At 38.4% G+C, this 21,460-nt stretch carries 20 protein-coding genes, 16 tRNA genes and 3 riboswitches; of the genes, 32 read left to right on the forward strand and 4 right to left on the reverse strand.

What is annotated here, in order from left to right; translation table 11 throughout:
* Positions 1 to 12: 12 nt before the first annotated feature.
* From ACFCYJ_RS24865 to ACFCYJ_RS24945, 17 genes are all read left to right on the forward strand, one after another.
* Positions 13 to 88 (forward strand) — tRNA-Asp (locus ACFCYJ_RS24865).
* A gap of 12 nt (positions 89 to 100) precedes the next feature.
* A tRNA-Thr gene (locus tag ACFCYJ_RS24870) sits at positions 101 to 173 on the forward strand.
* Between the two features lie 9 nt (positions 174 to 182).
* Positions 183 to 266 (forward strand) — tRNA-Tyr (locus ACFCYJ_RS24875).
* Positions 267 to 271: 5 nt separating this feature from the next.
* Positions 272 to 345: transfer RNA gene (locus ACFCYJ_RS24880), tRNA-Trp, on the forward strand.
* Between the two features lie 47 nt (positions 346 to 392).
* A tRNA-His gene (locus tag ACFCYJ_RS24885) sits at positions 393 to 468 on the forward strand.
* A gap of 10 nt (positions 469 to 478) precedes the next feature.
* Positions 479 to 553, forward strand: a tRNA-Gln gene (locus ACFCYJ_RS24890).
* A gap of 15 nt (positions 554 to 568) precedes the next feature.
* Positions 569 to 641 (forward strand) — tRNA-Lys (locus tag ACFCYJ_RS24895).
* A gap of 15 nt (positions 642 to 656) precedes the next feature.
* Positions 657 to 733 (forward strand) — tRNA-Arg (locus tag ACFCYJ_RS24900).
* 17 nt (positions 734 to 750) lie between these two features.
* A tRNA-Pro gene (locus tag ACFCYJ_RS24905) sits at positions 751 to 827 on the forward strand.
* Positions 828 to 840: 13 nt separating this feature from the next.
* Positions 841 to 916: transfer RNA gene (locus ACFCYJ_RS24910), tRNA-Ala, on the forward strand.
* 12 nt (positions 917 to 928) lie between these two features.
* A tRNA-Ser gene (locus tag ACFCYJ_RS24915) sits at positions 929 to 1,021 on the forward strand.
* An 11-nt stretch (positions 1,022 to 1,032) separates the two neighbouring features.
* Positions 1,033 to 1,108, forward strand: a tRNA-Phe gene (locus tag ACFCYJ_RS24920).
* Positions 1,109 to 1,111: 3 nt separating this feature from the next.
* A tRNA-Gly gene (locus tag ACFCYJ_RS24925) sits at positions 1,112 to 1,185 on the forward strand.
* A gap of 7 nt (positions 1,186 to 1,192) precedes the next feature.
* Positions 1,193 to 1,269 (forward strand) — tRNA-Ile (locus ACFCYJ_RS24930).
* A 4-nt stretch (positions 1,270 to 1,273) separates the two neighbouring features.
* Positions 1,274 to 1,350: transfer RNA gene (locus tag ACFCYJ_RS24935), tRNA-Asn, on the forward strand.
* A 1-nt stretch (position 1,351) separates the two neighbouring features.
* Positions 1,352 to 1,423, forward strand: a tRNA-Glu gene (locus tag ACFCYJ_RS24940).
* A gap of 468 nt (positions 1,424 to 1,891) precedes the next feature.
* Positions 1,892 to 2,938, forward strand: coding sequence for a nitric oxide synthase oxygenase (locus ACFCYJ_RS24945; RefSeq protein WP_376078364.1), 1,047 nt, complete (start codon positions 1,892 to 1,894; stop codon positions 2,936 to 2,938).
* Positions 2,939 to 3,016: 78 nt separating this feature from the next.
* On the opposite strand, the gene ACFCYJ_RS24950 is transcribed toward ACFCYJ_RS24945, so the two are convergent.
* Entirely contained in the window at positions 3,017 to 4,225 is a 1,209-nt protein-coding gene (locus ACFCYJ_RS24950; protein ID WP_376078366.1) for a CynX/NimT family MFS transporter, read from the reverse strand.
* Between the two features lie 175 nt (positions 4,226 to 4,400).
* A riboswitch (Lysine riboswitch) is annotated at positions 4,401 to 4,577 on the forward strand.
* Positions 4,578 to 4,663: 86 nt separating this feature from the next.
* Here ACFCYJ_RS24950 and ACFCYJ_RS24955 point away from each other — a divergent pair.
* Positions 4,664 to 6,124, forward strand: a complete 1,461-nt coding sequence (locus ACFCYJ_RS24955; RefSeq protein ID WP_376078368.1) for an amino acid permease — start codon at positions 4,664 to 4,666, stop codon at positions 6,122 to 6,124.
* A gap of 567 nt (positions 6,125 to 6,691) precedes the next feature.
* Here the strand turns inward: ACFCYJ_RS24955 and ACFCYJ_RS24960 are convergent.
* Entirely contained in the window at positions 6,692 to 6,913 is a 222-nt protein-coding gene (locus ACFCYJ_RS24960) for a hypothetical protein (RefSeq protein ID WP_376078370.1), read from the reverse strand.
* Positions 6,914 to 6,923: 10 nt separating this feature from the next.
* Here ACFCYJ_RS24960 and ACFCYJ_RS24965 point away from each other — a divergent pair, with 10 nt between their 5' ends.
* The 6 genes from ACFCYJ_RS24965 (at position 6,924) to ACFCYJ_RS24990 (ending at position 11,083) form a co-directional block, all read left to right on the forward strand.
* Positions 6,924 to 7,055, forward strand: coding sequence for a hypothetical protein (locus tag ACFCYJ_RS24965; protein WP_376078372.1), 132 nt, complete (start codon positions 6,924 to 6,926; stop codon positions 7,053 to 7,055).
* A gap of 190 nt (positions 7,056 to 7,245) precedes the next feature.
* A complete protein-coding gene (locus ACFCYJ_RS24970) occupies positions 7,246 to 7,938 on the forward strand; it encodes a response regulator transcription factor (RefSeq protein ID WP_376078374.1) in 693 nt (230 codons plus the stop codon).
* Positions 7,939 to 7,946: 8 nt separating this feature from the next.
* Complete coding sequence (locus tag ACFCYJ_RS24975; protein WP_376078401.1) at positions 7,947 to 8,882, forward strand: sensor histidine kinase; 936 nt, start codon at positions 7,947 to 7,949, stop codon at positions 8,880 to 8,882.
* Positions 8,883 to 9,019: 137 nt separating this feature from the next.
* Entirely contained in the window at positions 9,020 to 9,943 is a 924-nt protein-coding gene (locus tag ACFCYJ_RS24980) for an ABC transporter ATP-binding protein (RefSeq protein ID WP_376078375.1), read from the forward strand.
* Entirely contained in the window at positions 9,936 to 10,625 is a 690-nt protein-coding gene (locus ACFCYJ_RS24985) for an ABC transporter permease (RefSeq protein WP_376078377.1), read from the forward strand. The genes ACFCYJ_RS24980 and ACFCYJ_RS24985 overlap by 8 nt, the downstream gene beginning before the upstream one ends.
* A gap of 89 nt (positions 10,626 to 10,714) precedes the next feature.
* Positions 10,715 to 11,083, forward strand: coding sequence for a hypothetical protein (locus tag ACFCYJ_RS24990; protein WP_376078379.1), 369 nt, complete (start codon positions 10,715 to 10,717; stop codon positions 11,081 to 11,083).
* Here the strand turns inward: ACFCYJ_RS24990 and ACFCYJ_RS24995 are convergent.
* The gene (locus tag ACFCYJ_RS24995) at positions 11,080 to 12,345 is read right to left on the reverse strand and encodes an Nramp family divalent metal transporter (RefSeq protein WP_376078381.1); all 1,266 of its coding nucleotides are present in this window, start codon (positions 12,343 to 12,345) and stop codon (positions 11,080 to 11,082) included. The two genes, ACFCYJ_RS24990 and ACFCYJ_RS24995, sit on opposite strands and share 4 nt — an antisense overlap.
* Positions 12,346 to 13,151: 806 nt before the next feature.
* Positions 13,152 to 13,305: riboswitch (cyclic di-AMP (ydaO/yuaA leader) on the forward strand.
* A 181-nt stretch (positions 13,306 to 13,486) separates the two neighbouring features.
* Here ACFCYJ_RS24995 and ACFCYJ_RS25000 point away from each other — a divergent pair.
* The 3 genes from ACFCYJ_RS25000 to ACFCYJ_RS25010 all read left to right on the forward strand — a co-directional run bounded on the left by ACFCYJ_RS25000 (position 13,487) and on the right by ACFCYJ_RS25010 (position 17,724).
* On the forward strand, positions 13,487 to 15,310 hold the full coding sequence (locus tag ACFCYJ_RS25000; RefSeq protein WP_376078382.1) for an APC family permease: 1,824 nt from the start codon (positions 13,487 to 13,489) through the stop codon (positions 15,308 to 15,310).
* Between the two features lie 195 nt (positions 15,311 to 15,505).
* A riboswitch (purine riboswitch) is annotated at positions 15,506 to 15,607 on the forward strand.
* A 234-nt stretch (positions 15,608 to 15,841) separates the two neighbouring features.
* A complete protein-coding gene (locus ACFCYJ_RS25005) occupies positions 15,842 to 16,426 on the forward strand; it encodes a xanthine phosphoribosyltransferase (RefSeq protein ID WP_323651023.1) in 585 nt (194 codons plus the stop codon).
* Positions 16,426 to 17,724, forward strand: coding sequence for a nucleobase:cation symporter-2 family protein (locus tag ACFCYJ_RS25010; protein ID WP_376078384.1), 1,299 nt, complete (start codon positions 16,426 to 16,428; stop codon positions 17,722 to 17,724). The genes ACFCYJ_RS25005 and ACFCYJ_RS25010 overlap by 1 nt, the downstream gene beginning before the upstream one ends.
* Positions 17,725 to 17,873: 149 nt before the next feature.
* Here the strand turns inward: ACFCYJ_RS25010 and ACFCYJ_RS25015 are convergent, their stop codons facing one another.
* Positions 17,874 to 18,125: a hypothetical protein gene (locus tag ACFCYJ_RS25015; RefSeq protein WP_376078386.1), complete on the reverse strand. Its 252-nt coding sequence runs from the start codon at positions 18,123 to 18,125 to the stop codon at positions 17,874 to 17,876.
* 408 nt (positions 18,126 to 18,533) lie between these two features.
* Between ACFCYJ_RS25015 and ACFCYJ_RS25020 the strand changes: the two genes are divergently transcribed.
* From ACFCYJ_RS25020 to ACFCYJ_RS25040, 5 genes are all read left to right on the forward strand, one after another.
* Positions 18,534 to 18,980, forward strand: coding sequence for a WapI family immunity protein (locus ACFCYJ_RS25020; RefSeq protein ID WP_376078388.1), 447 nt, complete (start codon positions 18,534 to 18,536; stop codon positions 18,978 to 18,980).
* A gap of 106 nt (positions 18,981 to 19,086) precedes the next feature.
* Positions 19,087 to 19,245 (forward strand): hypothetical protein, encoded by a 159-nt coding sequence (locus ACFCYJ_RS25025; protein WP_170939023.1) that lies wholly within the window; start codon positions 19,087 to 19,089, stop codon positions 19,243 to 19,245.
* 463 nt (positions 19,246 to 19,708) lie between these two features.
* A complete protein-coding gene (locus ACFCYJ_RS25030; RefSeq protein ID WP_376078390.1) occupies positions 19,709 to 20,230 on the forward strand; it encodes a DUF2179 domain-containing protein in 522 nt (173 codons plus the stop codon).
* Positions 20,231 to 20,520: 290 nt separating this feature from the next.
* Positions 20,521 to 20,703 (forward strand): hypothetical protein, encoded by a 183-nt coding sequence (locus ACFCYJ_RS25035; RefSeq protein WP_376078392.1) that lies wholly within the window; start codon positions 20,521 to 20,523, stop codon positions 20,701 to 20,703.
* Between the two features lie 157 nt (positions 20,704 to 20,860).
* On the forward strand, positions 20,861 to 21,430 hold the full coding sequence (locus ACFCYJ_RS25040) for a YitT family protein (RefSeq protein WP_376078394.1): 570 nt from the start codon (positions 20,861 to 20,863) through the stop codon (positions 21,428 to 21,430).
* Positions 21,431 to 21,460: the final 30 nt, after the last annotated feature.

Here is a 21,460-nt window from a genome sequence, read left to right on the forward strand (position 1 = left end):
CGCAACCAAAATGGTCCCGTGGTGTAGCGGTTAACATGCCTGCCTGTCACGCAGGAGATCGCCGGTTCGATCCCGGTCGGGACCGCCATTTTTTTTTTTTGCCGGTGTAGCTCAGTTGGTAGAGCAACTGACTTGTAATCAGTAGGTCGTGGGTTCGACTCCTATCGCCGGCATCATCCCTTGGAGGGGTAGCGAAGAGGCTAAACGCGGCGGACTGTAAATCCGCTCCTTAGGGTTCGGCGGTTCGAATCCGTCCCCCTCCACCATTTTTAGGGGCATAGTTCAACGGTAGAATAGAGGTCTCCAAAACCTTTGGTGTGGGTTCGATTCCTACTGCCCCTGCCAGGTTTCTAGGTACTCGTTATCAAATACTGCCGTGATTATATATAGTGGCGGTTGTGGCGAAGTGGTTAACGCACCGGATTGTGGTTCCGGCATTCGTGGGTTCGATTCCCATCAGTCGCCCCATTTTAATAATTGGGGTATAGCCAAGCGGTAAGGCAACGGATTTTGATTCCGTCATGCCTAGGTTCGAATCCTAGTACCCCAGCCATTCATTTTTTAATATGAGCCATTAGCTCAGTTGGTAGAGCATCTGACTTTTAATCAGAGGGTCGAAGGTTCGAGTCCTTCATGGCTCATCAGTTTTTATAAATGCGCCCGTAGCTCAATTGGATAGAGCGTCTGACTACGGATCAGAAGGTTATGGGTTCGACTCCTGTCGGGCGCGCCAAAAAAGCCTAATAGTATCGGAATGTAGCTCAGCTTGGTAGAGCACTTGGTTTGGGACCAAGGGGTCGTAGGTTCGAATCCTGTCATTCCGACCATCTTTCCTAACAAGGGGCCTTAGCTCAGCTGGGAGAGCGCCTGCCTTGCACGCAGGAGGTCAGCGGTTCGATCCCGCTAGGCTCCACCACTTATATATTACGGAGGTATACCCAAGTTCGGCTGAAGGGATCGGTCTTGAAAACCGACAGGCGGGTAACACCGCGCGGGGGTTCGAATCCCTCTACCTCCTCCATATTTTTTTTCGGGTCAGTAGCTCAGTTGGTAGAGCATTAGATTGAAGCTCTAAGTGTCGGCGGTTCGATTCCGTCCTGACCCACCATCTGCGGGTGTAGTTTAATGGTAAAACCTCAGCCTTCCAAGCTGATGTCGTGAGTTCGATTCTCATCACCCGCTCCAAAATAATGGGCCTATAGCTCAGCTGGTTAGAGCGCACGCCTGATAAGCGTGAGGTCGATGGTTCGAGTCCATTTAGGCCCACCATTATTCCGAAGTAGCTCAGTTGGTAGTAGCACCTGACTGTTAATCAGGTTGTCGCAGGTTCGAGTCCTGCCTTCGGAGCCACGGCCCCTTGGTCAAGTGGTTAAGACACCGCCCTTTCACGGCGGTAACACGGGTTCGAATCCCGTAGGGGTCATCAAGCATGTTGCACGTTTGTGCAACATGCTTTTTTTTTATGCCAACTATAAGTCAAAAAAGGATTATCCCTCGTTAAGGAAGTTTTATTTCTAATGGACACGCCATAACGTCTATTCCTAAATATTGCGAAGGGCTTAATCATGATAAACAAAATTGCAAATGTAACTGAAGATATCCTCTTGTTTAATCTATTTCTGCATACAAAAACGATTTACCCTCTGCAATTCCCCAAAATTTTTATAATACCACTTCAAGGGAAGCTATGTATCTTTTACCTACTCCATTTGAGCACAAAGCCTGATTTCGGGCAGCAATTATGCCAAGGCATATTTTTATAAAAAGAAGAGCTGATATGGAAAATTGAACAAAGTATTTCATATATTAAATATGTATGTTTTCTTGCAGATTTTTTCGTGGTGATAATAGTTCCATTCCTCTAATATGAGGATAGATGGAGGAGTTCGATATGAATTTACATGAAGTACAACGATTTTTAGAACTTTATCAAGTAGAGCAAAACGAGTCAAAAACATGGCTAGAAAATAAATTACAGCATATTAAAACAGCTGGAGAATATATACCGACAACGGAAGAATTAATCTTTGGTGCACGAGTGGCTTGGCGTAATAGTAATAAGTGTATTGGTCGACTGTTTTGGCAATCGCTGCATGTTGTAGATGCCCGTGATATTTCACATGAAGAGGATATCTTCAATGCTTTGCTTAAACATATTCAATATGCCACAAATGATGGGAAGATTCGTCCAACAATAACGATTTTTGCACCAGGGCGAGTTCGTATATGGAATCATCAGCTAATCCGCTATGCTGGTTATGAAACAGAATCTGGAATCGTTGGTGATCCGCATTCCGTTGAGTTTACAAAAGTATGTGAATCACTTGGCTGGCAAGGTGAGAGAACAGCATTTGATGTACTTCCGATTGTTGTACAGGTAGATGGTAGAGAGCCACAAGCGTTTATAATCCCTGACGAATATGTACTAGAGGTACCGATTCGCCACCCTGAATCTTCACAAGTAGAGAAGCTAGGATTAAAATGGTATGCAGTGCCGATTATTTCGAGCATGCGCTTCCAAATGGCAGGTATCGATTTTGAGGCAGCCCCATTCAATGGTTGGTATATGGGTACAGAAATCGGGGCACGTAATTTAGCAGATCATGAGCGTTATAATATGCTGCCCGCTGTAGCAGAAATTTTCAACCTCGATACAACCAAACAGGCTTCTTTATGGCGTGACCGAGCATTAGTTGAGCTAAATATGGCAGTTCTACATTCTTTTAAAGAAGATGGTGTGAGCATTGTAGATCATCATACAGCTGCACAGCAATTTAAATTGTTTGAGGAAGCAGAAGCAGCAGCTAATCGTGAGGTTACAGGCAATTGGACATGGTTGATTCCACCCCTTTCTCCAGCTACAACTCATATTTACCATAAGCCTTATGTTAATGTTTACAATACACCGAACTATTTTTATCAGAAACCACCTTACTAATAGAGAAAGGCAGCTCACGTTAACTTATTTCAGCGGGTGTCCAAACATTTGCTGAAATAAGATCATGAGCTACCTTTTTTAATTTACATATTCATTTTTAGAAGCCCTAAATGAACATAAGAAGAGTATCAATACTACGACAACAAATAACCAACCAGCCGTATTCCAGCCACCAAATAAATCATGCAAATAACCAAATAAGATTGGACCGATTGCGGCTAATAAATACCCTAATGATTGCGCAAAACCTGATAAATCAGCTGCTTCAAAAGCGGTACGGGTACGTAATGTAAAGAACATCATCGCTAATGAGAATGAAGCTCCTCCGGCTAAGCCTAGTAGCACCATCCAAAGTATAGCGAGGTTTGTCCATTCCATCACTAGTCCGATAAAGCCAATTAAGTAAAATGCCGTAAACATGAATACGAGAGGTCGTTGAGATGTCATTTTACTAGCGATAATAGGCACCGCTAAAGCCATTGGGACTTGTGAAAATTGCATGATGGAAAACATCCATCCTGCACGATCTGCAGCTAATCCTTGTGCTATAAATATTTCAGGAATCCAAGCAGCGGTTGTATAGAATAATAATGACTGAAATCCCATAGTTCCCGCTACTGCCCAAGTAACAGGTGATTTCCATAAAGGTGTACGTTCTTTCGTAGTTTTAACATTAGGTTCAGGCTTATTAAATTTCAACTGTGGAATCCATATTAAAATAGTTAACGCCACGAGAACAAGTGCGACTGCCAGTGCACCTTGCCAGCCAATTGATGAATGGGCAACAGGATAGCTAATACCAGCACCGAGTCCAGCTGTCAAATTCATCGACATTGTGAAAAATGCCATAAGTAAACCTACGTGAAAGGGAAACTTCAGTTTAAGCAATCCTGGAATAAGTACGTTACCGAATGAAATGGCTATACCAATTAGCGCAGTACCAAATACGAGCAAACTAGTTGTTCCGAGGGAGCGTATTACAATCCCTAACGCCAAAAGAATAGTCGATAAAAATAATGTTAGTTCTAGCCCGATTTTACGTGCGACAATTGGTACAAAAGGTGAGATGATTGCAAATGCTAACAATGGGATTGTTGTTAGAAAGCCCGCTAGTACATTGGATATGCCGAGGTCTTCGCGGATAAAGGAAATAATAGGTCCAACAACTGTTAGCGGCATCCGTAATGTCGAGGCAATACAAATTACGCCGATAACTAATAATAAGGTTGTACCTTTCCAATTAATTTTCCTGCTAGGATAAGTATCGGTATGTTCATGAGTAGCCAAATAAATCCCCCCTGTTAGAACAATTATGATTGAACCACTATACCACTTTATCACAATAATAAAAATAGTAGAAAATTCATAAAATATAGAATGTTACTTGAGTTATTGAAATGTCATAGGTTGTATGTTAGAATAATATCCATCGTAAATTTAATAATTATATGCCTCATGTTTATAATGAGGTAGAGGTCGCGGTATTTAAGAGTATGCTAATGGAAATGACAAGCATTAGAGATATTAGTTGAAAGGAAATACTGCCGAAGTGTGAGGGGACTTGAAAACCTCATGCTGGGGCTGTCTCCGAAAGGAACAGAACTGTCACGTTTGAACAACGTGTTGAGCTATCATTTTGAAAGAACAGAGGATTTACTTAGCCATCACAGCAACGTTCATGTGATGGCATTTTTTTGCCTCTTATAAAAGGAAGGAAGCTATATCATGAGTGAAATAAAAGTCAATCAGCTCGGCCATAAAGCGCCTAAGCTGAAAAAGGAATTAAAAAGCCGTCATATTACAATGATTTCATTGGGCGGTACAATCGGTACAGGATTGTTCTTAGCTAGTGGTGGTGCCATTGCACAAGCAGGCCCTGGCGGTGCACTACTCGCCTATGCATTAATCGGTATCATGGTGTATTTTTTAATGACGAGCTTAGGCGAAATGGCAGCTTATATGCCATCATCGGGTTCATTTAGTACGTATGCTACAAAATTTGTAGACCCAGCTCTAGGCTTTGCGCTTGGCTGGAACTACTGGTACAACTGGGCAATTACAATTGCGGCAGAAATTTCTGCTGTATCATTAATTATGAAATATTGGTTCCCAGATAGCTCATCAGCACTTTGGACTGTTTTATTTATTGCTGTCGTTTTAACGTTCAATCTATTATCGGTAAAAAGCTATGGTGAAAGTGAATATTGGTTTGCCATGATAAAGGTTGTAACTGTCATCATTTTTATTATTATCAGTTTCCTAATGATTTTTGGTATTTTAGGAGGAAACGCTCCGGTAGGCTTTACGAATTTCTTTATCAGTGATGGACCATTCCACGGTGGATTTCTTGCTACATTTGGTATTTTCTTAGCTGCTGGATTCTCGTTCCAAGGGACAGAGCTACTTGGAATAACAGCAGGTGAAACAGATGATCCTGGTAAAAATATTCCGAAAGCTGTTAAGTCTGTTTTCTGGAGAATTCTTTTATTCTATATTTTAGCGATCGGTGCAATTGGGCTGCTGATTCCATTTACAGACTCACGTTTGCTATCTGAAGATATCGCTGTTTCACCATTTACACTGGTGTTCGACCGTTTAGGAATTGCCTTTGCTGCTTCATTGATGAATGCTATCATTTTAACGGCAATGCTGTCAGCAGGGAATTCAGGGCTGTACGCATCTTCTCGTATGCTTTGGCAATTGGCAGTAGATGGACATGCACCGAAATTTTTCGCTAAACTAAGCCGTCGAGGTATTCCGATTTACGCATTACTGGCGACTTTAGCTGTAGGCTCCCTAGCATTTTTAGCTTCATTCTTTGGTGATGGTGTAGTCTACATGTGGCTTCTAAATGCCTCTGGGATGTCTGGCTTCATTGCTTGGCTAGGAATTGCATTTAGCCATTACCGTTTCCGTCGAGCATTCGAGGTACAGGGATTAGATCCGAAATTGCTGCCGTATAAAGCAAGGCTATTCCCATTCGGCCCGCTATTTGCCTTTACGGTTTGTATGATTGTTGTTATTGGACAAAACTACAATGCCTTTATGGGTAATACAATAGACTGGTATGGAGTCCTTGTCTCCTATATCGGTATTCCACTGTTCTTATTCTTATGGCTTGGCTATAAAATCAAGCATAAAACAAAAATGCATCCATTAGAGCAATGTGATTTAAAAGTCGAATAATAAAAAATAAAACTGTCCTGTGAGTCATATAAAATGCTTGCAGGGCAGTTTTTTAAGTTAAAAAATATGAATAAATTTGTAACCTCAGAAGTACAATCTTGTCAGAAAAAATACTACAATGAACGATTAATCTTTAAGCGCCAAAACCTCGTATCCCCATAATAGCAATCATCGATCCGTAGACTACAAGAATAAGAAAAATGATGAGTAATCCTAAATATTTAGAAATACCCGGTTGTTTTGATTTAATTCCGGATATTCCAAAATAAATACTTATTATCCAGAGTAGGGCACCTACATAAAAGTAAATCCTAAAAATACCGTTCTTACTTAATGAACTAGCATAAAACAATAACACCCCGATAATACAAAATGCAATAGAAAAAAACTGTAATGCCTTCTAAAAGTCATTTCTCCAGTCCTTTCTAAATTATTTTGATTATTGCTAACAATATACCAACCAATACAGTATGACAAATCTGCATTTTAGGCTTCAGATAAAATTACTGGAGAGAATAAAAAGGGGACTTTAGTTTCTCGAATCGTCCCCACTTTTGGTGCACAACCTTAATATGGTAAAATGATAGATAAATAACACATCATCAAATTTTGGGTAGGACATTTGTTGAAACGTATACCATGCATATAAGTTGATTGGAGTGGAGGCTGGGCGACTCCTTGGGGATTAGCGATAGAGGAACGAAGGCTAAAACCATCACGTCCTGTGATAACGCCTTCGTGACCAACATCCTGCTGCTGACGCTTCGTTAGCACTACGCTTTCGCGCAAAAAACATCTGTTGCCCCAAGCGGATCATCGGACGCCCCCAGGAAGCTCTGCTCTGCGCGAAAGCGAAGCGTCAGCGGCAAATGTTTTATCTGTGCGAAAGCGAAGCGGCAGCAACAAATGTTTTATCTGTGCGAAAGCGTAGCGACAGCAACAAATGTTTTATCTGTGCGAAAGCGTAGCGACAGCAACAAATGTTTTATCTGTGCGAAAGCGTAGCGACAGCAACAACAAAGCGCCCAGCTGGAACGGAAATCAACCCCTCTTTGTGGTGATGATCATAGTAATGACAAGTCATATACAGACTGCTTTATATTAGGAAGAGGTGCATGAACGTGCAAAAGCATATTTTACTAGTAGAAGATGACGAAGCTATTCGTGAAATGGTAGAAAGCTATTTAACAATGGAGGGATTCCATGTTACCACTGCAGTAAATGGAGAAGAAGCCTTACAACATTGTTTAAACAATCCCTTTGATTTAGTGATCTTGGATATTATGATACCGAAATTGAATGGATTAGAAGTTTTAAAGATTATACGAGAGCAAGCATCACTTCCAATTATCATTATGTCAGCCAAGGATAGTGATGTTGATAAAGCGTTAGGATTAGGATTAGGGGCAGATGATTATATTGCCAAGCCGTTCTCGATGCTGGAATTTTCGGCACGTGTTAAAGCCGCAATTCGAAGAGCTACGAAATACTCCAGTCAAGTAGAGGATAAGACAGATTTGGTAGAGATAGATAACTTATCGATAGACCTTGTTAATTTTTCAGTTGAGAAGAATGGACAACAAGTAAAGCTCACATCAAAGGAGTTTGCTATCTTAAAATTATTCGTGACAAATCGTAATCGAGTTTTTACAAAGCAGCAAATTTATCAATTGATTTGGAATGATGCTTACTATGGAGATGAAAATATTATTAATGTACATATAAGAAGATTGCGCGAAAAAATTGAAGACGATCCATCCAATCCTAGGTATATTAAAACGCTTTGGGGAATCGGCTATAAATTTGAAGGGTAAACATCATGATGATTATATTTCTATTATTGATTATTGTGTTACTCGTAGGCATTATTATTTTTCAAGTGAGAGCAAAAAAACAACAAGATACTACGATTCAATACATGCATCAAAAACTGCAAGTAATCATTGATGAACAGTCGAGCGAAAAGGTTTTAGTATCGACAGCTAATCAAGAATTACAGCAGTTACTGATTGCGATGAATGCATTGTTAGACCACAATCAAAAAGTGTTGGTAACGCATCGAAAAATGGAAAGCTCCATGAAAAAGATGTTGGCCAATATATCACATGATCTTAAAACACCTTTAACAGTTGTACTAGGTTATACGGAAATGCTTCAGCTTAATCAGGCACTTAGTGACGAGGAGCGGCAACGATTACTCACTGGCGTTCATTCGAAAACATTGGAAGTATTAAAAATAATCCATACATTTTTTGATCTGGCAAAATTGGAGGCTGGAGATACAGATTATCCAATGACGAAAATTAATGTAAGTGAAATTTGCCGGAAAAATATTTTATCATTTTACGATATGGTCACATCTATCGGATTAGAGATTGATATAGCATTACCAGAGATATCCTTGTATGCACTTGGCAATGAAGAAGCGTTAGATAGGGTTCTGAATAATTTATTGTCAAATGCTATTGCCTATGGGGCGGCAGGAAACATCATTGGGCTTACAGTAAGAAATGATGATACGAATATTTTTATTGATGTATGGGATCGTGGTAAGGGGATTGACGAATATCATATTGATAATGTTTTTGAAAGAATGTATACGCTTGAGGATTCCAGAAATAAATCCTTCCAAGGGAGTGGTCTTGGCTTAACGATTACAAAACGTCTAGTAGAATTAATGGAGGGCTCCATCCATCTTTCCAGTATCACATATGAGAAGACTATTTTTACAGTTTCTTTAAAACGAATGACATACTGAACAGTCATGCTTGTAGAGCATTTTAATTGCTTTACAAGCTTTTCTTATACGCTTAAGAAATTTGTAAGAATCAAGTAATAAATTAGAGAGTTTCATTTTTTATAATAAGGATAGTTAAATTTAAGGGAGAGATTTACATGACATATATTGTGAAGACAAATCAGCTTACGAAAGTGTTTGAGGGGAAAGAAGTCGTTTCGGCTGTTACTATGCATGTGAAAAAGGGAGAGATATACGGTTTTTTAGGTCCTAATGGTGCAGGGAAAACGACAGTCATGAAAATGCTGACTAACCTTACGAAGCCAACGAGTGGAGATATTGAAATCTTTGGTGAGAAATTACACGACCGCTCATATGAAGTGCTGAAAAGGATGGGGACGATTATTGAATATCCGATTTTTTATGAAGATTTAACAGCACTGGAAACCTTAGAATTACATTGCGAATATATGGGCTATTATGACAAGAAAGAGATTGCGCATGTTCTAGATTTAGTAAAACTAACAAATACGGAGAATAAGCGTGTGAAAGACTTTTCCCTAGGGATGAAACAACGATTGGGTATTGCACGTGCAATTATTACGAAGCCGGAATTACTTATTTTAGACGAGCCGATTAATGGACTAGATCCAGTCGGCATTAAAGAACTTCGAGAGCTATTCAAGATGCTTTGTAAAGAGTATGGCATTACCATTATGATCTCTAGTCACATATTGGGTGAAATTGAACAATTGGCAGATACAGTTGGGGTTATTAAAGATGGAAGATTAATTAAGGAAGTATCAATGGACGCTGTCAATCGTAGTCAAACAGATTATATTGAAGTGACTGTCAATGATGGGGAAAAGGCTGCATTTATTATAGAAAGTAAATTAAATATTACTAATTTCAAACTAATGGATGACAATTGTATTCGAATTTATGAATCGACAGCTTCACAAAAGGTGCTATCTAAAACATTGATTGAGCATGATATTGAAATTGAGGGCATTAGCAAAAAAACAAGCTCATTAGAGGATTACTTCTTGAAGCTAATCAATGGAGGTGTCGCTAGTGCTTAATTTAATGCGGCTAGAAATGAAAAAATACCATATTGGTTCATATATAAAACGAGCTGTTTTCGCAAATTTTGTGATATTAGCTATTATATTTATGCTTTTATTTATCACTAAAATAGAAGGGGATCAAGATTTTAGAACTTATCAGACGGCATTTAGCCTTATAGATTCAGGTGTAAGAGCAGTATTTATTATTTTTGCTAGTGTGTTAATCGCCAAGTTTATTATTGGAGAATTTAAATATAAAACTATCACCGTAGCATTTATGTACCCGATCAATAGAAAAAAACTAATTGCTTCAAAGCTTGCCATTGTTGTTCTTTTTACCTTTAGTGCAATTATTTTATCGACTATTTTTGTCACAGCGATTTTTTGTGCTGTTAGTGAGAGTTTCAAATTGCTTCCGGATACATTATCGGTATCTCTCATAATACAACGAATTCCCGCTGTGATCATGAATGCAGTTTCAGCATCATGCATTGCATTAATACCATTGTATTTCGGTATGAGAAAATACTCCATTCCGGCAACGATTGTATCATCTATATTAATTGTATCGGTTGTATCATCAAATTCGGGTAACTTCACCTTGTATGATATTATTTTCATACCCATCACTTTAGCTATTATCGGTATAAGCGTGGCCTACTTATCATTTCGAAATATTGAGAAGATAGATATTTAAGGGAGAGAAATAGCGCATTGCGGTAGGGGTGACAATTGGTAAAATGTATGCCATATATTAGTTGATTGGAGTGGAGACTGGGCGACTCCTTGGGGATCAGCAATAGAGGAACGAAGGCTAAAACCATCACATCCTGTGATAACGCCTTCGTGACCAACATCATGTTGGCCCAAGCGGCTCTTCGGACGCCCCCAGGAAGCTTTGCTCTGTGCGAAAGCGAAGCGACAGCAACAATTGTTTTATCTGTGCGAAAGCGTAGCGACAGCAACAATTGTTTTATCTGTGCGAAAGCGAAGCGACAGCAACAATTGTTTTATCTGTGCGAAAGCGTAGCGACAGCAACAACAAAGCGCCCAGTCGGAACGGAAATCAACCACACGTTATGGAGTAAGCCTCGTACATGTAGAAATGCCAGACACAAAACCAAATCAAGGTTTTTGTGTCTGGCATTTTTTTAACCAAATACTGTTTGCCATAATAAATAAAGATTTAAAGTAACTACAATTACTACGACAATCCATCCTAATATGGTTGTCATACGATGGTTAACAAGGCTTCCCATGATATCACGCTTACTTGTAAACATTACAAGCGGTACAAGAGCAAATGCAATACCAAAAGATAAAATAACCTGACTTAGGACAAGCGCATAAGTTGCATTAACTCCAGATGCAATGATAACCAAAGGAGGTATCATTGTAATAGCTCGACGTAAGTAGAGCGGAATTTTCTTTCTTATAAAACCTTGCATCACAACGTCACCTGCAAGTGTACCGACTGAAGAGCTAGCAAGACCTGCAATGAGAAGTCCAAGACCAAAGGACACTGCTGCCATCGGACCAAGCGCCTCTTTTAAACCGTTATAAGCAATATCTAAATCTTCCACTACTACGCCTTGTGTATGGAATACTGCTGCGGCAATAACAAGCATACTCATATTGATGGCACCGGCAATAATCATCGCGATGATTATATCAATAAACTCAAAACGGAATATACGTTTTTTTTCAGCATCATTTCGGCCAACGACACGATTTTGTGTTAATGAAGAATGCAAGTAAATAGCGTGTGGCATGACAGTTGCTCCTAAAATACCCGTTGCAAGTAAAATAGAATCTACTCCATCAAAGCGCGGTGTAAACATGCCTATTGTTACTTCGCCCCAATTTGGCTGAGCTAAAAATGTTTGAAATGCAAATGCTAATACGACAATAAGCACCATGCCAGAAATACCTGCTTCAAACGCTCTAAAGCCTCTGCGCTGTAATTCTAAAATAGCAAATGAGCCGACAGCTGTAATGAGAGCTGCAGGTAACATTGGAATATTAAATAACAAGTACAGCCCTAGTGCAGCACCGATAAACTCTGCAAGATCTGTTGCAATAATGACCAATTCTGCCTGTATCCATAAAAAAATAGAAGTTTTTTTAGAAAAATGTTCACGTGCTACTTCGGGTAAATTTTTGCCTGTCGCGATACCAAGTTTTGCCGATAAGGATTGAATTAACACCGCCATTAAATTGGAAAAGGCGATTACCCAAAGTAGTAAATATCCATATTGTGAACCTGCTGTAATATTTGTTGCGAAGTTGCCTGGATCAATATAGGCAACTGCAGCGATAAAGGCTGGGCCAAGAAACGGTAAAATTCGTCGCCAGCCTGTTATATCTCCATCTAAAACCGCCTCAGCAGACGATTTTGTCATTCGTTTGTAAACCATGTTGTTCCCTCATTTCAAAAAGTATCACAGGTGAAATAAAGTTTCCTGCAGGAAAATGATATATTCCTATTTTATCGCTAGAACTAAAAAATGTGAAGATGTTTGCTCAATTTTTTTCGGAATTCGAAATGTTTTTGATATAGTAATCAATTTTAAAGGAAGAATTCCGTTGTGTATCAATGTATGGAAGCATCATAGCAGAATATTCGATTCATTTGAAAATGACCCAAGGATGAATGTACTTAGCTTCTTTAAACGTAGGAATATACTTATAAGGTAGCTTTTTTAACTTCTTTCAGCGAGTGTTTTTTGTAGCGAAAGCGAAGCGTCAGCTACAGGTGTCCAAAAACCAGTTGCTGCCGCTACGTTAGCACTGCGCTTTCGCAAAAAAACATCCGCTGAAATAGCGGAACTCAGGCTAAGAATTTCACATCCTATGAAAACGCCTGGGACCAACATCGTATTGGTCAAAAGCCGATTCCGGACGCAATTATGCCGGGGCATAATTGATTGATTTTCAATTCGGGTATTCACATATTTTCTACTAGTATTAAAACATTATTCTTCAAATAAGAATTTATCATCAAAAGTTTGGGATGACGTTTGATGTATATAAGTTGATTGAGGCAGCTCATCGGACGCCCTCTGGAAAACACCCAATCGGAGCGGAAATCAACAACACGTTATGGTTTGGGTCTAAATAAAAATGTTCAAAATATCAAGTGGAAAAATTTTTTGTAAGCATTATTTTCATCTTTACTTTTTTTAATTACAGGCGTAATATGACATCATTATAAAAGTTTCAAATTTCTAAATCGCTGAAGCAATTAGACGCGGGGGACCCAATTTTTACGGATTACACATAGGTAATCCTTGGGGTGAATCTCTTCATTTATTGAGGGGTAGGGCTACTCAGGCCCGAATCCGACAGCTAACCTCGTAAGCGTTAAGAGCAGAAAAGTGGAGCTTGGCAGACGAATGAACGTCTACAAGTCTTATTTAGTGATGACTTGTAGACTTTTTTTATCTTCATTCTAAAGAAGAAACAAGACCCCGTTGAACAGCACAAAAACCGATTATGCTAAAGTGTAATCGATTTAGAAATGCGAAACACATTCTATGAAACTAGAAGGTGTTGACTATGAAATCCTCATTAAAACGTTATATTATCGGTAAACCATTGAGATCTGAAGCGTTAGGGGAACAAAAGCTTAGTAAAACAAAAGCACTTGCCATACTATCGTCCGATGCTTTGTCATCAGTAGCGTATGGACCTGAGCAAATTTTAATTGTACTTATGACAGTAAGCACTGTTGCCTTTTGGTATTCTCTACCGATTGCTGCTGGGGTAATTGTGTTACTGACAGCACTTATTTTCTCGTATCGTCAGGTTATTTATGCGTATCCACATGGTGGTGGAGCATATGTAGTTTCTCGGGAAAATTTAGGTGTCAATGCGGGTCTAGTCGCTGGTGGATCATTGCTTGTCGATTATATTTTAACAGTTGCGGTTAGTGTATCGGCTGGAACGGATGCCATTACTTCGGCATTGCCAAGTCTACATCCCTATAATGTAATAATCGCGGTGTTTTTCGTTATATGTTTAACGCTTTTAAACCTGCGTGGTGTCACAGAATCTGCATCCATTTTAGCGTATCCTGTTTATTTGTTTGTGATCGTGATGCTGATGTTAATCGGGGTGGGGGCTTATAACATAGTAACAGGGCAAGTTCCTGCAGAGTTGCATCCAAAGGTCGGTACACCAGTTGCAGGTATCAGTCTATTTATATTATTAAAGGCTTTTGCATCAGGAAGCTCAGCTTTGACTGGTGTTGAAGCAATCTCAAATGCTATTCCTAATTTTAGAGATCCAGCGCCGAAAAATGCGTCTAAAACATTATTAGCTATGGGCGGTATTTTAGCAGTGCTCTTTATTGGTATTGTGAGCTTAGCTTATTTTTATGGAGTTGCTCCCAATGCGAAAGAAACGGTTGTTTCACAAATAGCGGAGGCAAGTGTAGGGCGTCATATCTTTTATTATATAGTACAAGGAACAACAGCGATGATATTAGTACTTGCTGCGAATACAGGTTATTCGGCTTTTCCTTTACTGGCTGTCAATTTATCGAAGGACGGTTTTATCCCAAGAATATTCCAGATTCGTGGGGATCGACTTGGTTATTCAAATGGCATTATGATGCTTGGTTTAGCGGCCATTATTTTAATCATTTTATTTGATGGAACAACAGAGCATTTGATTCCACTTTATGCAGTTGGTGTGTTTATTCCATTTACTTTAGCGCAGGCTGGAATGATGCGAAAATGGTGGCGTGAAAAGCCAAAAGGTTGGATTGCTAAATTTTCAATCAATACGATTGGAGCGATCATTTCCTTTATTGTAGCGATGATGTTTTTTGTGACAAAATTGCCTCAGGTATGGCCAGTGTTTATCTTTTTACCAATTATTATTTGGACGTTTCACCGTATTAAACAGCATTACCAAACAGTCGGTGAACAACTAAGATTAGATAATGAGAAATTACCGGATGTGGAGGGGAATGTGTTCATTATCCCTGTTGCTGGTATTACGAAAGTAGTCGAAAACACATTGTATTACGCGCAGTCATTAAACGTTGATAAAATTATTGCCTTTTATGTAGCCTTCGATCAAGCGGAAGCAAAAGCATTTGAGGAGAAATGGAAAGCTTGGCAGCCAAATATACGGCTCGTCACATACTACTCACCATATCGAAGTATTACACAGCCGTTGATGAAATTTATTGATAAGGTTGAGCATCAATGTATGAAAACAGGCCATCAAGTAACGGTTGTCATTCCACAGTTTTTACCGAAAAAAGGGTGGCATCATATGTTACACAATCAATCGAGTCTATTAATTCGCGCATCGCTATTATTTCACAGAAATATCGTCATTATGACAGTGCCCTTCCATTTATCAAAATAATGACTAGCAAGCTCGAAAATTGTCTGATATAATCATTACGTTGATTGTAAAACACGAACGTTTGCAATTGAAAGTTAGTAAAATAATAGTAAATTCCGAAAAACAGACTTTATTCAGTGTGAGAAACAAGCACATGCCGAATAAAGTGCCATTTTTGGAAATAACGCCAAGGTGTATTAATAAAAGGAAGTTCTTACAGCTTAATACTATTTCACTCATATAATAGCGAGAATATGGCTCGCGAGTCTCTACCGATTTTCCGTAAAAAAATCGACTATGGGTAGCAATGCTTTAGAAGACTTTATATAAGATGTTTTCTATTCGTTTCGACGTTTTTACGCTGAATGCTTTGCTCCACTCGTAGATGACTGGAATCAAAGTATTCAGCGTTTTTTATTACTTGAAATGAGCATTTCTTCTATGATAACGCCTTTGTGACAACGACATCGTATTACTGACGCTGCGTTGGCACGGCACTTTCGGTTATTTGCTCATAAAAAATTATATATAAGAAAGAAGGATTTAAAAGAAATGAAGTTATTACACGACAAAATTGTGCAAGAAGGTAAAGTTCTATCTTCATCTGTATTAAAAGTAGACTCGTTTTTAAATCATCAAATTGACCCAATGCTTATGAAAGAAATTGGTCATGAGTTTGCGACTCGATTCTCGGATCAAGTCATTACAAAAATATTAACGATCGAATCTTCAGGTATCGCACCATCTGTTATGCTTGGGCTTGAAATCGGTGCTCCTGTAGTGTTTGCACGTAAACGTAAATCATTAACACTATCAGATAATCTTTATAATTCAAAAGTACATTCTTTCACAAAAAATGAAACAAATGATATTTCAGTATCACGTAGTTTCTTAAATGAAGATGATAACATTCTAATCGTAGATGATTTCTTAGCTAATGGGGAAGCTGTCAAAGGTTTGCTTGATATCGCAGCACAAGCGGGTGCAAATGTTGTGGGTGTAGGCATTGTTATTGAAAAAGGCTTCCAAGACGGTGGGAAATTATTACGTCAGCAAGGGGTTCGCGTGGAATCATTAGCAATTGTAGATTCTCTTGAGGATGGCAAAGTAACATTTGCTGCGGAGGCTAATGCGTAATGAATACCGTTAAATCGACGACGCTAGCTATTCAACATTTACTTGCGATGTATGCAGGTGCCATTTTAGTGCCACTAATTATCGGTGGGGCACTTGGCTTTGATTCAACACAAATGACGTATTTAGTAGCGATTGACATTATGATGTGTGGGATCGCAACGCTTTTACAAGTGTATTCAGGTAAATTTATCGGTATTGGTTTGCCGGTAGTACTGGGCTGTACATTTACAGCGGTTAGTCCGATTATTGCAATCGGTACTAATCCTGAACAAGGTATTACTGATATTTATGGATCTATTATTGCATCAGGTGTAATCATTATGATTATTGCAGGTTTTTTCGGTAAGTTAGTTAAATTCTTCCCGCCAGTTGTTACAGGCTCAGTCGTGTCGATTATCGGTATCTCTTTATTACCAGTAGCTTTAAATAATATGGCAGGTGGACAAGGCGCAAAAGACTTTGCATCGGGTTCGAATGTAGCTTTAGCGTTCATTACATTAGCCATTATTTTAGTTGTTTATCGTTTCTCTACAGGCTTCATCCGTGCAATCTCCATTTTAATCGGATTAGTTGCGGGGACAATCCTAGGAGTATTTATGGGGAAGGTTGATTTTAGCCCAGTTGCAGATGCTGACGTATTACACATGGTTCAGCCATTCTACTTTGGTATGCCAACATTCGACCCTACAGCAATTATTACAATGACGCTTGTAGGAATGGTTTCTTTAGTAGAATCAACAGGAGTCTATTTTGCACTAAGTGATATTTGTAAGAAAAAATTAGATTCAAAAGATTTAGCACGTGGGTATCGTTCTGAAGGTTTTGCTTCTGTGATTGGCGGTATTTTCAATGCTTTCCCATATACAACATTCTCACAAAACGTGGGACTTACGCGTATGTCAGGCGTAAAAAACCGCAAAGTCATTTACATTACAGGTGGCTTACTAGTAGCACTTGGCTTCCTACCAAAAATCGCAGCATTAACAACGATCATTCCAACACCAGTACTTGGTGCGGCAATGCTTGCGATGTTCGGTATGGTAATTACGCAAGGTATGGGCATGCTAGTACCTGTTATGAATGAGTCAGCGGAAAACGCCATGATTGCTGCAATTGCAGTCAGCCTTGGTGTCGGTGTATCGGTTGTTCCGGGGATTTTTGATGCACTGCCAGAAAGTGTATCTCTTCTAACATCAAACGGTATCGTCTGTGGTTCGGTCACAGCGATTATCCTTAATATTTTATTCAACATGATTGGGCCAAAGCATAAGGAAGACCCGATGCATGGGGAAGTTTGAAGTAAATAATTTAAGCATCTAATACCTTATATATTTTGATGAAAAGAATATTGCCACCTACTTTTATCTATTGATTTAGATTTAAGGAGGTGGCATTTTTTATGCGGAAAAAAGGCTGTTTCTACAGTAAGACTTCTTCATGGAACAAGTTACCCCTGACGGAATTGCTTTTTAGCTGTTAAAACAGTTAATACAATATTTGTAACGAAGAAATATATAAAACTAGAAATGCTCAACAGTATAAGCGTGGCTGCCTCTAAATTAAAATCATCCTCTAATATATTTAAGGTAGAACCTGTGCCTAAAGACATCGCGGTGATTAATGCAATTGATGGTAAAACGATTAAAATACTTAAACATAACGCAATGATATTGACCACTAAAATCGAGGTTTTCCACATTTTAATATTATTCAACGTTTTCTTTGATAAGAAAATAATATTAATTATATATAACAGTGTTACTAAGATAAAAGGTAATATACATTTTAATAAGAATAATAACATTCCAAGCACCTCGCTCTTAAACTATTTTATTTGAGTCAATTACCCAATGTAATGTAATTTTACACTATTGATGTCATTTGTCAATACGTTGTCTTTTAAACTGTTTTTATGACTTACAGTATAATAGAAGAGGATATAATTTTAGTGTGGTGTCACCTTAGTCATTAGTGGTGAGATGAATGCGGATTTAAGCCACTTTTCAGCGGATGTCTAAACACCCGCTGAAATAGAGGAACGCAGTGTTTCTAAAGATAAAGTTTAGTGGAAGAAGTCAGTGTTATATTTTGAAAAGAGATGATATGAATGAATGCGTTTTTAATAGGAGGCAAACAAGGATTTATTCGGTTAGAAATCATTGAGGTATTTGGATTTCCGAATGAAACTAGTTATTTGGGTGGATACGAAGTTAAAGGGAAAATTGATATAAAAAGTGGTAACTATTTTGTGAAAGATGCAGAACTATGGTTTTCAACTGGTCAGATCTATACGTTTTTTATCCAACTTCAGAAATGTTTTAAGCAATTGAATGGAAGTGTGACTTTTACAGACTCAACTTCTAATATTGAGTTTAAAATGCATTTTAATCGATTGGGGCAAATTACTATAGAAGGGTATTTCCAAGAGTTTTTGAGTGAAGAAAATAAACTACATTTTGAATTTGAAAGTGAACAAAGCTATTTGTTATCTTCGTTTGAAGAGTTAAGAAAGATAGTTGCCTACTATGGCGGTTTAGAAGGTAAAAGGAGATAGTTGTGTCTTATTGAACTTACAGGTGCAGTAGTTGATGGTAAAAATTGGGTATTGTAATACAAATGAATATAGAATATTATGAACCTTATAGAAAGGAGGGTTATAAATGAATTTAAAAACTGCTAAAGAAGTTATTGAAGAACTACAAGTAACTATGGAGTCACATATGTCTTCAGAAGAAAAAATGAAATTAGAAGTTTGGCTAAAAGAGTATTACATAGATGAACTAATAAAGAAGAAAGTACCGATGAATTCGGATTGCTAGTCATTTAAAATGGGGCACTTCTTTTCGGAGTTGTCCTTTTGGTTCTGTCACTGCGATTATCCGCAATATTTTGTTCAACATGATTGGGCAAAGCATAAGGAAGACCTGATGCATGCGAAGCATAAAGGATTTCTATAATACACAAAATGTCATCTACGTTTATAGTAGGTGGCATTTTTTTATGAAAAGTAGATGTTTAAATTTAAATTGTTAGGGAATCTAGGGAATGGGGTGGGAGTTCTTTGTACAAACGGATTTCGGACGATGCCGAGACATAATTGTTGAGAAGAATGCAAGGCAATGTCTGAACATACATTTATAAATATCTGGCTTGTGGGTGTTATTTGTAGCGGGGAGGTGCTCTACTTTCACCAGCGGAAATCAGCGTCTACTTAATAAAAATAGATAGTTAAGGCAACGCACTTATAGAATATAAAACTACTTTTTGAAAGGTCTCTTACAAATGCAAAGTATATTTCTGATTGTAATACTTCAATTAGTTTATGTGCCTTTTTTAACGTTACGTACAATATTTTTAGTGAAGAACATTACGTTCCTTGCTGCCATATTCGGTATGCTGGAAATGTTAGTGTATGTATTTGGCCTTTCTCTTGTCTTTAATGGAGACCAAAGTATTTTAGGGATGGTTGTCTATGCTGCTGGTTTTGGTTTAGGTATTTTTCTAGGTGCTAAAATTGAGCGGAAACTGGCGATTGGCTATGTCTATGCGACTATCAATACGCAAAATAAGAATGAGGAGCTCGTGAATTTTCTTCGTAATGAAGGCTTTGCTGTGACAATTTATATTGGGGAAGGTAGAGATAGTAATCGCTATAAATATGAAATATTAACAAAGAGAAATCGCGAGACAGAATTGTTTCAAATTGTGGAGCATTATGAACCAAATGCTTTTATTATTTCTTACGAGCCTAAATCATTTAAAGGTGGATTTTTGCTGAATCGAATGAAGGCAAAAAACAAATAGTTTTTCCCTAATATTGCCCTTCCGTTTATATGCAGAAGGGCTTTTTTTGTTCATCACCAAAAGTTTTGGATGACTTTGTTAAAACGTCTATTATGTAAATAAGTTGATTGGAGTGGAGGCTGGGCGACTCCTTGGGGATTAGCAATAGAGGAACGAAGGCTAAAACCATCACATCCTGTGATAACGCCTTCGTGACCTACATCGGTGCCGATACCGCTTCGTTAGCACTACGCTTTCGCGCAGAAAACATCTGTTGGCCCAAGCGGCTCATCGGACGCCACTAGGAAGCTATGCTCTGCGCGAAAGCGAAGCGTCAGCAACAATGTTTTAACTGTGCGAAAGCGAAGCGACAGCAACAAATATTTTATCTGCGCGAAAGCGAAGCGTCAGCGGCAAATGTTTTCTGTAGCGAAAGCAAAGCGGCAGCTACAAAGCGCCTAGTCGGAACGGAAATCAACCACACGTTTTGGTGATGATCCATTTTTTTGTATTCACACAATTTATAGAGAAATTTAGCGACCGAGCTCGATAAAAAATATTAATACTATTGCAACGACAGACATGAACAATAACATGTTCAAATCGATTTTTTCATACTATACAAACATGCAAGTCTCGGAGGGGTGTTGTATGTATTTTTTTACGAAAGGCTTGGTCATTCTTATAGGAAGTGTAGCGGTAGCATTAGGGATAAACCTATTCTTAACGCCCTATCAAATTTTAGATGGGGGTGTTGTAGGAATAGCGCTTATTTTACACTATATATATAAGCTTAAAATAGGTTTAATGATCATCATTATTAGTATTCCAATTTTCGTTATTTCTTGGTATAAATACAGAGCGTATTTTTACAATAGTATCCATGGATTATTCGCCTATTCTCTTAGTATCGATTTACTAAAGCCCGTCCGGAATCTTATTCATGTAGATGCCATCTATAGTGCCATATTTGGAGGGGCACTTATGGGTTTTGGTGTTGGTTTGATGCTTAGATTTCAGACAAGCACTGGTGGTACAGATCTGATTGCACAATTTTTAAGTGATAAAACCGGAATTAATGTCGGGATACTTATTTTTATGATAGATTCAATCGTCATCGTCATAGGGGGACTGCTTTTATCTTCTAGTACATTATTGCTTTCTATTATTACAATTTTGGTAGCAGGGATTACTACAAGTATCATGACTAGCCGTGTTTGAAAAATAAAAAATAGCTTCAGTAGCACTGAA

The organism is Lysinibacillus sp. NPDC056232, from assembly GCF_042267565.1.
In the GTDB taxonomy this organism is placed as follows: Bacteria; Bacillota; Bacilli; order Bacillales_A; family Planococcaceae; genus Lysinibacillus.

What these genes read in the sequence shown, in the direction of transcription:
- ACFCYJ_RS24945 (WP_376078364.1), top strand. Translation starts at nt 1,892, where the DNA reads ATGAATTTACATGAAGTACAACGATTTTTAGAACTTTATCAAGTAGAG.
- ACFCYJ_RS24955 (WP_376078368.1), top strand. Translation starts at nt 4,664, where the DNA reads ATGAGTGAAATAAAAGTCAATCAGCTCGGCCATAAAGCGCCTAAGCTG.
- ACFCYJ_RS24975 (WP_376078401.1), top strand. Translation starts at nt 7,947, where the DNA reads ATGATTATATTTCTATTATTGATTATTGTGTTACTCGTAGGCATTATT.
- ACFCYJ_RS24980 (WP_376078375.1), top strand. Translation starts at nt 9,020, where the DNA reads ATGACATATATTGTGAAGACAAATCAGCTTACGAAAGTGTTTGAGGGG.
- ACFCYJ_RS24995 (WP_376078381.1), bottom strand. Translation starts at nt 12,345, where the DNA reads ATGGTTTACAAACGAATGACAAAATCGTCTGCTGAGGCGGTTTTAGAT.
- ACFCYJ_RS25000 (WP_376078382.1), top strand. Translation starts at nt 13,487, where the DNA reads ATGAAATCCTCATTAAAACGTTATATTATCGGTAAACCATTGAGATCT.
- ACFCYJ_RS25005 (WP_323651023.1), top strand. Translation starts at nt 15,842, where the DNA reads ATGAAGTTATTACACGACAAAATTGTGCAAGAAGGTAAAGTTCTATCT.
- ACFCYJ_RS25010 (WP_376078384.1), top strand. Translation starts at nt 16,426, where the DNA reads ATGAATACCGTTAAATCGACGACGCTAGCTATTCAACATTTACTTGCG.
- ACFCYJ_RS25015 (WP_376078386.1), bottom strand. Translation starts at nt 18,125, where the DNA reads ATGTGGAAAACCTCGATTTTAGTGGTCAATATCATTGCGTTATGTTTA.
- ACFCYJ_RS25020 (WP_376078388.1), top strand. Translation starts at nt 18,534, where the DNA reads ATGAATGCGTTTTTAATAGGAGGCAAACAAGGATTTATTCGGTTAGAA.
- ACFCYJ_RS25025 (WP_170939023.1), top strand. Translation starts at nt 19,087, where the DNA reads ATGAATTTAAAAACTGCTAAAGAAGTTATTGAAGAACTACAAGTAACT.
- ACFCYJ_RS25030 (WP_376078390.1), top strand. Translation starts at nt 19,709, where the DNA reads ATGCAAAGTATATTTCTGATTGTAATACTTCAATTAGTTTATGTGCCT.
- ACFCYJ_RS25035 (WP_376078392.1), top strand. Translation starts at nt 20,521, where the DNA reads ATGCTCTGCGCGAAAGCGAAGCGTCAGCAACAATGTTTTAACTGTGCG.
- ACFCYJ_RS25040 (WP_376078394.1), top strand. Translation starts at nt 20,861, where the DNA reads ATGTATTTTTTTACGAAAGGCTTGGTCATTCTTATAGGAAGTGTAGCG.